General features: G+C 38.8%; 13 protein-coding genes. All 13 read left to right on the forward strand.

Going from position 1 to position 11663, the window contains the following annotated elements; genetic code table 11:
* The first annotated feature begins 71 nt into the window (after positions 1–71).
* The 13 genes from ACQ5H4_RS22405 (at position 72) to lysS (ending at position 11294) form a co-directional block, all read left to right on the forward strand.
* Complete coding sequence (locus ACQ5H4_RS22405) at positions 72–848, forward strand: type III pantothenate kinase (RefSeq protein ID WP_430777099.1); 777 nt, start codon at positions 72–74, stop codon at positions 846–848.
* A 35-nt stretch (positions 849–883) separates the two neighbouring features.
* Entirely contained in the window at positions 884–1765 is an 882-nt protein-coding gene (hslO, locus tag ACQ5H4_RS22410; protein ID WP_430777100.1) for an Hsp33 family molecular chaperone HslO, read from the forward strand.
* A gap of 18 nt (positions 1766–1783) precedes the next feature.
* Positions 1784–2656, forward strand: coding sequence for a peptidyl-prolyl cis-trans isomerase (locus ACQ5H4_RS22415; RefSeq protein WP_430777101.1), 873 nt, complete (start codon positions 1784–1786; stop codon positions 2654–2656).
* Positions 2657–2787: 131 nt separating this feature from the next.
* Positions 2788–3714, forward strand: coding sequence for a cysteine synthase A (gene cysK, locus ACQ5H4_RS22420; protein ID WP_430777102.1), 927 nt, complete (start codon positions 2788–2790; stop codon positions 3712–3714).
* Positions 3715–3818: 104 nt separating this feature from the next.
* Positions 3819–5219 carry an anthranilate synthase component I family protein gene (locus ACQ5H4_RS22425; protein ID WP_430777104.1) on the forward strand — a complete coding sequence of 467 codons (1401 nt, stop codon included), beginning with the start codon at positions 3819–3821 and terminating at the stop codon, positions 5217–5219.
* On the forward strand, positions 5216–5815 hold the full coding sequence (pabA, locus tag ACQ5H4_RS22430; RefSeq protein ID WP_430777105.1) for an aminodeoxychorismate/anthranilate synthase component II: 600 nt from the start codon (positions 5216–5218) through the stop codon (positions 5813–5815). Before ACQ5H4_RS22425 ends, pabA begins: the two co-directional genes overlap by 4 nt.
* Entirely contained in the window at positions 5815–6687 is an 873-nt protein-coding gene (pabC, locus tag ACQ5H4_RS22435) for an aminodeoxychorismate lyase (protein WP_430777106.1), read from the forward strand. The genes pabA and pabC overlap by 1 nt, the downstream gene beginning before the upstream one ends.
* Before the next feature lie 63 nt (positions 6688–6750).
* The gene (gene folP / locus ACQ5H4_RS22440; RefSeq protein ID WP_430777114.1) at positions 6751–7524 is read left to right on the forward strand and encodes a dihydropteroate synthase; all 774 of its coding nucleotides are present in this window, start codon (positions 6751–6753) and stop codon (positions 7522–7524) included.
* Positions 7517–7885, forward strand: a complete 369-nt coding sequence (gene folB / locus ACQ5H4_RS22445) for a dihydroneopterin aldolase (protein ID WP_430777107.1) — start codon at positions 7517–7519, stop codon at positions 7883–7885. Before folP ends, folB begins: the two co-directional genes overlap by 8 nt.
* A complete protein-coding gene (gene folK / locus ACQ5H4_RS22450) occupies positions 7878–8405 on the forward strand; it encodes a 2-amino-4-hydroxy-6-hydroxymethyldihydropteridine diphosphokinase (protein WP_430777108.1) in 528 nt (175 codons plus the stop codon). The genes folB and folK overlap by 8 nt, the downstream gene beginning before the upstream one ends.
* On the forward strand, positions 8357–8572 hold the full coding sequence (locus ACQ5H4_RS22455; RefSeq protein ID WP_160548447.1) for a helix-turn-helix domain-containing protein: 216 nt from the start codon (positions 8357–8359) through the stop codon (positions 8570–8572). The genes folK and ACQ5H4_RS22455 overlap by 49 nt, the downstream gene beginning before the upstream one ends.
* Positions 8573–8598: 26 nt before the next feature.
* The gene (gene dusB / locus ACQ5H4_RS22460) at positions 8599–9597 is read left to right on the forward strand and encodes a tRNA dihydrouridine synthase DusB (RefSeq protein WP_430777109.1); all 999 of its coding nucleotides are present in this window, start codon (positions 8599–8601) and stop codon (positions 9595–9597) included.
* A 212-nt stretch (positions 9598–9809) separates the two neighbouring features.
* Positions 9810–11294, forward strand: a complete 1485-nt coding sequence (gene lysS / locus ACQ5H4_RS22465; RefSeq protein ID WP_430777110.1) for a lysine--tRNA ligase — start codon at positions 9810–9812, stop codon at positions 11292–11294.
* Positions 11295–11663: the final 369 nt, after the last annotated feature.

The following is an 11663-nucleotide window of genomic DNA, read 5'->3' on the forward strand; positions in this document are numbered from 1 at the left end:
TGGATAGTTATGGTATGATGTTGGCAGAATGAAACTAAAGGATAAGAAATTTTAATAAAGTGGTGAGACGTTTGATATTTGTATTTGACGTGGGTAATACCAATATTGTGTTAGGTGTATATGATCGAGAGGAATTAAAACATCATTGGAGAATAGAAACAAACCGTTCAAAAACAGAAGATGAGTTTGGAATGATTATTAAGAATCTATTTACGCATGCCAATCTTTCTTTTTCGGATATAGACGGAATCATTATCTCTTCCGTTGTACCGCCTATCATGTTCTCTTTAGAACGTATGTGCCAAAAGTATTTCCATATAAAGCCCTTAGTTGTTGGACCAGGAATCAAAACGGGGTTAAATATAAAGTATGAAAACCCAAGAGAAGTTGGAGCAGACCGGATAGTTAATGCAGTAGCTGCTATTCATGAGTATGGAAGTCCATTGATCATCGTTGATTTTGGTACGGCAACAACCTATTGTTACATAGATGAACATAAGCAATATATGGGAGGAGCCATTGCTCCTGGTATTAATATTTCAACAGAAGCTCTATATACTAGGGCTGCCAAGCTTCCAAGGATAGAAATTGCTCGTCCAGATGGGGTGGTAGGGAAAAATACGGTTGCGGCCATGCAAGCGGGGATTCTATATGGCTATGTAGGTCAGGTGGAGGGAATTGTCAAACGTATGAAGGATCAAAGTAGAGCAAAGCCTACCGTTATTGCTACAGGGGGATTATCCAACCTCATTGCACAGGAATCCAATATTATTGATATTGTAGACCCATTTTTAACATTAAAAGGTCTTCAAATAATTTATAAAAGAAATTTGGAAACGATAAAGTAAGATAACAGCTTTGTATGACTGAAAGGGGTAAACAAATGGGTGACTATTTAATAAAAGCTCTTGCCTATGACGGGCAAGTTCGTGCTTACGCAGCTAGGAGTACAGAAACAGTAGGAGAGGCACAAAGACGCCATTATACATGGCCTACGGCATCAGCTGCCTTAGGGAGAGCTATGACTGCAGGGGTAATGATGGGTGCTATGTTAAAAGGGGAAGAAAAAATCACTATTAGAATAAATGGTGGGGGTCCACTTGGTCCGATTTTAATTGATACAAATGCAAAAGGGGAAGTACGCGGATATGTAACCAATCCTCAAACTCATTTTGATTTGAATGAACATGGAAAGCTGGATGTTCGAAGAGCAGTGGGAACAGATGGTTTTTTATCAGTTGTTAAAGATATTGGGCTACGTGAGAACTTTACAGGCCAAGTACCTCTTATCTCAGGAGAACTGGGTGAGGACTTTACTTATTACTTTGTCACTTCAGAACAAGTTCCTTCATCTGTTGGAGTGGGTGTCTTAGTCAATCCTGATAATAGTATTCTTGCTGCAGGTGGATTTATTATCCAGTTAATGCCTGGAACAGAAGATAAAACGATTGCAGAAATAGAAGCTCGCTTAAAAACCATTGAACCGATCTCTAAGATGATTGAAAAGGGCCTCACTCCTGAGCAAATACTAAATGAGCTACTAGGTAAAGAAAACGTAAAAATCCTTGAAACCTTACCTGTTACTTTTTCTTGCACATGTTCAAAGGAGAAATTCTCGAATGGAATTATCTCTCTAGGTAAAGAGGAAATAGAAGATATGATTGTGACAGATGGCCAAGCGGAAGCGCAATGCCACTTCTGTAATGAAAAATATCAGTTTACGAAAGAAGAATTAGAAGTCCTAAAGGAACAGGCGAAATTTTAATTAAAACCTGGGGGAGAAATGGTGGATAAAAGGTATTTAAAGTCTTTAGTTGTCGGCCTTCTCTTGCTAAATTGTGCAACCATTATTTTTTTCTTATCACGGGATAACGGTGGTAGTAAAGAGGTAGTGGCAACGATAGGGAATGAGACAATAACTAGACAGGAATGGCTTGGGGAAATGGAAGAGCGTTATGGACGTGATATATTAAGTGAGATGATTGATCAAAAAGCAATTGCTCATTTAGCTGAAAAATATGACATCTCCATTTCAAAAAAAGCAGTAGATAGAGAGCTTCTTTTGGTGAAAACCATGTACGGGTCAGGATCTAATGAGAACCTAGATGAAGAAAAATGGAGACAGCAAATTCAATATAGCATCATGCTTGATGAGCTTCTGACAAAAGACGTGGTAGTGGAAGAAGAGGATTTAAAAAAGTTTTATGAGGAAAATTCTAGCCTGTACGAAATTCCAACCGCTTACCACCTTTCTCATATTATTGTAGAGACGGAAGAAGAAGCAAAAAAGGCGCTAGAGGAACTTGAACAGGGTACAAGTTTTGAGGCATTAGCAAGGGAACGTTCCATTGATGAATTCAGTGCAAATCAAGGGGGCGATATTGGTTATGTTAGTGAAGAAATGGACCAGTATGCCCGCGACTACTTAGCAGCTGTCAAGAAGTTGAAGGAAAATGAGTGGACAGGTCCGATTAAAACAGATAATGGTTTTTCCATTGTTATGCTTCACGATCAGATAAAAGGGAGAACGTTCGAGTATAAGGATGTCAAAGACAGTATTCGGAGACAAATAGCCTTAGAGCAAATGGATGTAACTGCAACGGCGCGTGACTTTTGGGAAGAAGCTAAGGTTGATTGGTTTTACGAACAGAACTAGGATAGTTCATTAGAACGATTTTTTACTTGAAAAATCAGTGAAGTTTTGTGTAAAAAGATTGACACATGGCAAATTTATGATATAAATTAAATTAAACCAATAAAAATAGTCGGAATAAGGAGTGGTTGTTGATGGCACGTGTAGCAAACTCTATTTCAGAACTAGTCGGGCAAACGCCGATTGTGAAGCTTAATCGCCTTGTTGAAGAAGGTAGCGCAGATGTATACTTAAAGCTTGAATATATGAATCCAGGAAGCTCAGTAAAAGACCGTATTGCTCTTGCGATGATTGAGTCAGCTGAGGAGAGTGGAGAACTTAAGGCTGGAGATACGATTGTTGAGCCAACGAGTGGTAACACGGGAATTGGTCTTGCCATGGTTGCTGCAGCAAAAGGATACAGAGCTATTTTAGTTATGCCTGAAACGATGAGTATGGAAAGACGTAACCTCCTTCGTGCATACGGAGCAGAGCTTGTTTTAACACCTGGTCCAGAAGGAATGGGCGGAGCTATTCGTAAAGCGGAAGAACTTGCAAAAGAAAATGGCTACTTTATGCCACAACAATTTAAAAACCTATCTAACCCTGAAGTTCACAGAAGAACGACAGGTAAGGAAATTGTTGAGCAAATGAGTGAAGGTCTTGATGCATTCGTTTCAGGGATCGGAACGGGTGGAACGATTACAGGAGCTGGTCAAGTTCTTAAGCAAACTTTTGACAATGTTAAAATTTTTGCGGTTGAACCAGTTGATTCACCTGTATTATCAGGTGGTAAGCCAGGTCCACACAAAATTCAAGGGATCGGTGCAGGTTTTGTCCCTGATATTCTTGATACAAAGGTATACGACGAAGTGATTCAAATCTCTAATGACCAAGCTTTCGAATATGCACGTCGTGCAGCAAAGGAAGAAGGAATTCTTGGAGGAATCTCTTCGGGTGCAGCTATCTGTGCTGCATTGAAGGTAGCAAAAGAGCTTGGAGCAGGTAAGAAAGTGCTGGCAATTATTCCAAGTAACGGTGAGCGTTACCTAAGTACTCCATTATATCAATTCGAAGATTAATCAAATCTAAGCAACAGTCCCTAGGGCTGTTGTTTTTATTTATGCAAATAGTAAAATAAGACAAGGCACTTTTATTTTCACTTTTTTAAAGGGGAGAACCTTTTTTGAAAATACTAACATTAACTAGCAAACAGATACCTTTTGATAAAGAAAGGTTTTACCAGAAGTACAGAGAGCTTTCTGGGTCATATCAACACCATGTGTTGTTAGAAAGTGGCCGAGGTGGACGATACAATATTGCCGCTTTTGGACCAGAAACAATCTTTATTGGGAAAAACAACAAACTAACGATTGTTGAAAAGGATAATAAACAGGAACTACAAGGGAATCCTCTTCATTTAATGAAAGAGTATCTTGCTCAATATACGCTTGAGCATCAGGAAGGGCTTCCGGATTTTCAAGGAGGCCTTATAGGTTATATCAGCTATGATTATGTGCGCTATATAGAGAAACTGCCTAGATTTTCATCGGATGATTTGGACATGCCTGAGGTTTATTTTTTCCTCTTTAATGAATGGTTTGTGTTTGACCATGAAAAGGAAACACTCTGGCTCTTGCAGATTCAAGAGAAGGGATATGAAAGTCCAGATGATCTCGATGAGTGGGAGTCAAAGTGGACAAGCGCACTCTTGAAGTTTGAACAAGAAAGAATTACTCCTCATAATGATGATCTTCATGTTTCCATGAGCGACGAGCAGTTTATGAAAGCGGTAGAAAGAATTCAGGAGTACATTGCTCAAGGCGACATCTTTCAAGTGAATTTATCTGTCCGTCAAGCAAAAGCAATATCTATTCCAGCGGTGAATGTATACGACCAGCTTAGACAATTGAATCCTTCACCTTATATGAGTTATTTACATACCCCTGAGTTTCAGATTGTAGGTGGGTCTCCCGAGCTCCTTGTTAAAAAGCATGGAAAAGAGGTTAGTACAAGGCCGATTGCTGGGACTCGTTCTCGAGGAGAGAATGAAGAAGAAGATCTCAGACTTGCAAAGGAACTCATTGAAAATGAAAAAGAGAGAGCAGAGCATGTGATGCTCGTTGATTTAGAACGAAATGATTTAGGAAGAGTTTGTGAGTACGGAACGGTTGAAGTAAACGAATTTATGGTTATTGAAAGATATTCGCATGTGATGCATATTGTCTCGAATGTTAGAGGTGTCATACGACCGGATCAAACATCTTTTGATTTAATTGATGCAGCCTTTCCTGGTGGTACGATTACAGGAGCCCCTAAGGTCCGAACAATGGAAATTATTGAAGAGCTCGAGCCGGTTCAACGCGGAATTTATACAGGTTCCATGGGTTGGATTGGTTTTAATGATGACATGGAAATTAATATTGTCATTCGAACCATGCTAGTAAAGGAAGGACAAGCTTTTGTACAAGCGGGAGCAGGAATCGTCATAGATTCCAATCCTAAACATGAATACAAAGAATCTTTGAAAAAGGCAATGGCTCTATGGAGAGCAAAAGAATTGGCAGAAAAAGGTGAATTCCAGTGATTTTAATGATAGATAATTATGACTCATTTACTTTTAATCTTGTTCAGTACTTAGGTGAACTTGGTGAGACTTTGGAAGTTAAGCGAAATGACGCCATAAGTATTCAAGACATTCAAGAGTTAGGTCCAAACTTTCTTATGGTTTCACCTGGCCCATGTAGTCCGAATGAAGCAGGGATATCATTACGAGCAATAGAGGAATTTGCAGGAAAGATTCCCGTTTTTGGAGTATGCCTAGGTCATCAGTCGATCGCTCAAGTATTCGGGGGAGATGTCGTGCAAGCAGAGCGGTTAATGCATGGTAAGACCTCTCTAATGTATCATGATGGAAAAACAATCTTTGAAGGATTACCAAACCCTTTTCCCGCAACAAGATACCACTCTTTAATTGTAAAGAGAGAGACGCTGCCAGAATGCTTTGAAATATCTGCTTGGACGAAAGAAGGAGAAATCATGGCAATCAGGCATAAGGATCTTCCGGTAGAGGGGGTTCAATTCCACCCAGAGTCTATTATGACAATGGCAGGGAAACAATTGCTTCAGAATTTTGTTTCGTATTACAAAATGGAATTGTCTCCAAAGAATGAGGGATATTGATGTATTTGTATATGAATGGAGAAATGATTAAGGAGGAGGAGGCAAGAATCTCTCCTTTTGATCATGGGTTCCTTTATGGCATGGGATTATTTGAAACATTTCGTGTATATGAAGATCATCCCTTTTTAATAGAGGATCATCTTGAACGACTAAATAGCAGTCTAGCGATGATTGGAATTCAAAAAATCCTAAATAAAGACGAAGTGATTCAAGCGCTCAAGCTTCTATTGGAAAAGAACCAGTTATCCAATGCTTATATTCGACTAAATGTATCAGCAGGGGTCGGAGCGGTCGGTTTACCAGTAGAGCCGTATGAACATGCCAATGTAATGATGTTTGTAAAGCCTCTTTCCAAAGCCGGTGGACCGATAGAGAAGGAAGTTCAGTTTCTAAAGCTCAGTCGAAATACTCCAGAAGGCCCCTTACGTTTGAAGTCTCACCACTATATGAATAATCTATTGGCAAAAAAAGAAATAGGAAATCGGACAGATGTGGAAGGGATTTTTCTAACGGAGGATGGTTTTATAGCAGAAGGAATCGTCTCAAATATTTTCTGGGTAATAGATAACCAATTGTTTACCCCTGACCTTGGTACAGGAATATTAAATGGAATCACCCGATCATTTATTATAGAGCTTGCTAGAAAAAAGGTTGTACAGGTTAAGGAAGGTTTTTATAAACCAGACGTACTGAATAAAGCAACTGAGATATTTGTTACAAACTCGATTCAAGAGATTGTCGCTATTTCTAAATTAGATTCACTTGTATTTCCTGGTGTAAAGGGTGAGTTTTTTCAGGAGCTGCACAAAGAGTATCGTTTGTGTTCAAATAGACTTTGGAGTAGAAGAGAAATAATTCAACAAAGGAATTAGGAGGCGGACCAATTGATTACTGCTGGACCATATACATTAGATTTCGAGAAGAAAACAATCATCATGGGAATTTTAAATGCTACCCCTGATTCATTTTCTGATGGTGGAAGCTTTAATAGAATTGATGAAGCGGTCAAACGAGCGATTGAGATGGTGGAAGAAGGAGTTGATATCATTGATATCGGTGGGGAGTCCACAAGGCCTGGGGCGAGATTTATACCTTCAGAGGAAGAGATTGAACGTGTGGTTCCTATTATTAAAGCAATATCAAAAGCAGTTGATGTTCCTATATCCATCGATACATACAAAGCAGATGTTGCTAGAGAGGCACTGGCTGCTGGAGCTCATATTATTAATGATGTATGGGGTGCTAAGGCTGACGCGAATATGAAACAAGTAGCAGCTGAAACAAAGGCACCTATCATTCTCATGCATAACCGGGAGGATCGGAACTATCAGTCTTTTTTCAGGGATGTTATGAATGATTTATATGAAAGCATAACTCTAGTGAAGGATGCTGGTGTGAGTGACGAACAAATTATATTAGATCCCGGCATTGGTTTTGCGAAGAATGTAAAGTTAAACTTGGAAATGATGAGACATCTACATAGGCTTGTAGCTATCGGTTACCCTGTTCTTCTCGGAACGTCTCGAAAATCAATGATAGGTGCAGTATTAGACTTACCTGTACATGAACGAATGGAAGGAACAGGAGCAACCGTATGTTACGGTATTCAACAGGGATGCCAAATCGTCAGAGTTCACGATGTGAAGGAAATTAGTCGAATGGCAAAAATGATGGATGCGATGATGGGAAAAGGAGAATATGATGGATAAAATTTACGTTAACCGTATGCAATTTTATGGTTTTCATGGTGTATTCCCAGAAGAGAATCGATTGGGTCAGAGATTTATGGTTGATCTTGTTGTTGAAGTAGATTTAAAGAAGGCGGGCCAAAGTGACAACTTGAATGAATCCATTAACTATGGTGAGCTCTTCCAACTGTGTAAAGATATTGTGGAAGGTAAACCATTTAAGCTAGTAGAATCAGTTGCTGAGGAAATTGCTTCACGCGTTTTAAGGGAATTTCCTAAAGCCCATGCTGTAACGGTAAAGGTAATCAAGCCTGATCCACCGATTCAAGGACATTATGAATCAGTCGCAGTTGAAATAATGAGGAGTAGATCAAATGAATAACTTGGCCTATATTTCCTTAGGTACAAATATGGGAGATCGATATAAAAACCTAGTAAATGCCATTCATTATTTAAAAGTGGAAAAAGAAATTCATTTGGTAAAATGCTCCTCTATTTATGATACGGTTCCGGTTGGATATACGGAACAAGATGACTTTTTAAATATGGTAATCTCGGTTAGAACCACACTTACGCCGGATGAATTATTAGAAATCTGCCTTCGTATTGAAAAAGATTTAGGGAGAAAAAGGGAATTCAAGTGGGGCCCAAGAATAATAGACCTTGACATTTTGCTCTACAATCAAGAAAATATTGAAGCAGAGAACCTAATTGTTCCACATCCAAGAATGCAGGAACGCGCGTTTGTTCTTGCGCCATTACTTGAGATAGATTCTTCCATCATGATACCAAATCAGGATAAGTCGATAGAGGACTATTTCAATATGAACGCTGAAAAAGAAGGGGTACGAATATGGAAGCAGAAAAATGGGGAAGACGTATTCGCGCTTTTCGAAAACTAAAAGGTTTTACACAAGAAGGGTTTGCTAAGGAAATCGGTGTTTCTGTTTCTGTATTGGGCGAAATAGAACGAGGAAATCGAATGCCTTCAGATCATTTAGTGGAAACAGCGGCTCAAGCACTAAAAGTTTCTGTAAAGGATTTAATGCCACAAGAGGTGGATGAATAAATATATTATTAAGACGGAGGGGTAACATGCTTAAAATTGGTAATATGGAAATGAAAAATCAAGTAGTGTTAGCTCCAATGGCCGGAGTATGTAACTCTGCTTTTCGTCTAACTGTTAAAGAGTTTGGTGCAGGTCTAGTTTGTGCTGAGATGGTTAGTGATAAAGGAATTATCTTAAAAAACGAAAAAACAATGAATATGCTTTACATCGATGAAAGAGAGAAGCCATTGAGCTTGCAAATCTTTGGTGGAGAAAAAGAGACATTAGTCCAAGCTGCCAAGTTCGTTGATGAAAATACTAATGCGGATATTATTGATATTAATATGGGATGTCCGGTTCCGAAAATCACAAAATGCGATGCAGGTGCAAAGTGGCTTTTAGATCCTAATAAAATTTACGAGATGGTTTCTGCGGTTACGGATGTTGTGAAAAAGCCGGTTACTGTAAAAATGCGTATGGGCTGGGATGAAGATCATATTTACGCTGTTAAGAATGCCCAGGCCGTTGAACGAGCTGGTGGTAAGGCAGTTTCTTTACACGGTCGGACTCGGGTCCAAATGTACGAAGGAAAAGCAAACTGGGATATTATTCGTGAGGTTAAGCAATCAATCGGTATTCCATTAATCGGTAATGGAGATGTAACGACTCCTCAAGATGCAAAGCGTATGCTAGAAGAAACTGGCTGTGATGGAGTTATGATCGGTCGTGCAGCTCTAGGGAATCCTTGGATGATCTACCGTACGGTTAAATACCTTGAATCAGGGGAGCTCATGGGTGAGCCAACCGTTCGTGAAAAAATTGATGTGTGCATACTTCACTTAGATCGTCTTATTGCTCTTAAAGGAGAATATGTAGCTGTTCGTGAAATGCGTAAGCATGCAGCTTGGTATTTAAAAGGAATTAGAGGAAATGCGAAGGTGCGTAATGGTATTAATGAATGCAATACTCGTGCTGACCTTGTTACTTTATTAACAGCTTTAGTTATAGAAGAAGAAAAAGAAGCGATGGAATCTCAAGTAGGTTAAGATTTGACTTCTAAGCGAACATTCAATATAATACGTTTGATTATGTAAACTGCCAGTTAATGCTGGCAGTTTTTATTTTATTTTACTTTTTTAATGTCTGTTTTTCTCACTTTGTGTAAAATAATATAGTATGCTTATAAGATGGTGTTATTACATAAATTCAAGCAATTGATGTTTGATAGATACAAGAAGGAAAATGGAGTTGATAAAAAATGAGTCATGAGGAACTTAATGACCAATTACAAGTCAGAAGAGAAAAACTAGCTTCCCTTCAAGAAAAGGGTCTCGATCCATTCGGAAAGAGATTTGAACGTTCTGGCTTCTCCCAAGAGCTTATTAATCAGTACGGAGAAATGGAAAAAGAAGAGCTGGTAAATAAAAATATTGCGGTAACTATTGCTGGACGTATCATGACAAAGCGAGGCAAAGGTAAAGCTGGCTTTGCACATATCCAAGACCTAAAGGGACAACTGCAAATATATGTTCGTCAAGATGCTGTAGGTGAAGAGCAATATGAAATCTTTAATCTTGCTGATTTAGGAGATATTGTTGGTGTAACTGGAACATTGTTTAAGACACAAGTTGGAGAGCTATCTGTAAAAGTAGAAGACTTTCAGCTTTTAACAAAGTCATTACGTCCGCTTCCTGATAAATTCCACGGTCTGAAGGATATTGAACAGCGCTACCGCCAACGTTATGTTGATCTTATTATGAGTCAAGAAAGCAGACACACATTCATTACTCGTAGTTTGATCATACAATCTATGAGAAGATACCTGGATTCTAAGGGGTACCTAGAAGTAGAGACGCCTATGATGCATGCAATCGCAGGTGGGGCATCTGCTCGTCCATTCATAACACACCATAATGCATTAGATATGGAATTATATATGCGTATTGCCATCGAACTTCATTTAAAGCGTCTGATTGTCGGTGGCTTAGAGAAAGTTTATGAAATTGGACGTGTGTTCCGTAACGAAGGAGTATCTACTCGTCACAATCCTGAATTTACAATGATTGAACTGTATGAAGCTTATGCTGATTATCAAGATATTATGAGCCTTACAGAAAATCTAATTGCTCATATTGCTCAAGAAGTATTAGGGACAACTACTATTCAATACGGTGAATATGAAGTAAACCTTAAGCCAGAATGGAAGAGACTTCATATGGTAGATGCAATTAAGGAATATACAGGTGCTGATTTCTGGAGAGAAATGAGTGTAGAAGAAGCAAGAGCTTTAGCGAAGGAACATGGAGTAGAAATTAAAGATACTATGCTTTATGGCCATATTGTTAACGAGTTCTTTGAGCAAAAAGTAGAAGAAAAGTTAATTCAACCGACATTTATATATGGTCATCCGGTTGAAATATCCCCTCTTGCTAAGAAAAATGATCAAGACCCTCGCTTTACGGATCGATTTGAATTATTCATTGTGGCTCGTGAACACGCGAATGCTTTCACTGAGCTGAACGATCCGATTGATCAACGTGAACGTTTTGAAGCACAATTAAAAGAGCGTGAAGAAGGTAATGATGAAGCTCATATGATGGACGATGACTTTATTGAAGCTCTTGAGTATGGTATGCCTCCTACAGGTGGTTTAGGAATCGGAATTGATAGACTCGTTATGCTCCTAGCTAATGCACCTTCTATTAGAGATGTATTGTTATTCCCAGCGATGAGACATCGTTAACGATCTAAGTAGCGTACAAGGATATGAATTATTCTTGTACGCTACTTTTTTATTAAAAAACATGTTGCATTCAGCTCGATATGATGATATATTATTATCTGTTGCCGCAAAAGGAGTTAACCTTCTGAGAAAATAATTTAAAAAAGTTATTGACTCTCACAGTTGCTTCTGGTAATATTAAAAAGTCGCCCAAGAGCGACGAGCTAATAAATTGTTCTTTGAAAACTAAACAAATCATACGTCAACAAAAAAAATGATTAGTGTTGAAAATACACTAGCCAACGTTTTAACTTTAAGAGCTAATCTTACTCTTTATTGGAGAGTTTGATCCTGGCTCAGGACGAACGCTGGCGGCGTGCCTAATACATG

This window comes from Bacillus coreaensis (genome assembly GCF_050586445.1).
GTDB classification, from domain to species: Bacteria; Bacillota; Bacilli; order Bacillales; family Cytobacillaceae; genus Robertmurraya_A; species Robertmurraya_A coreaensis.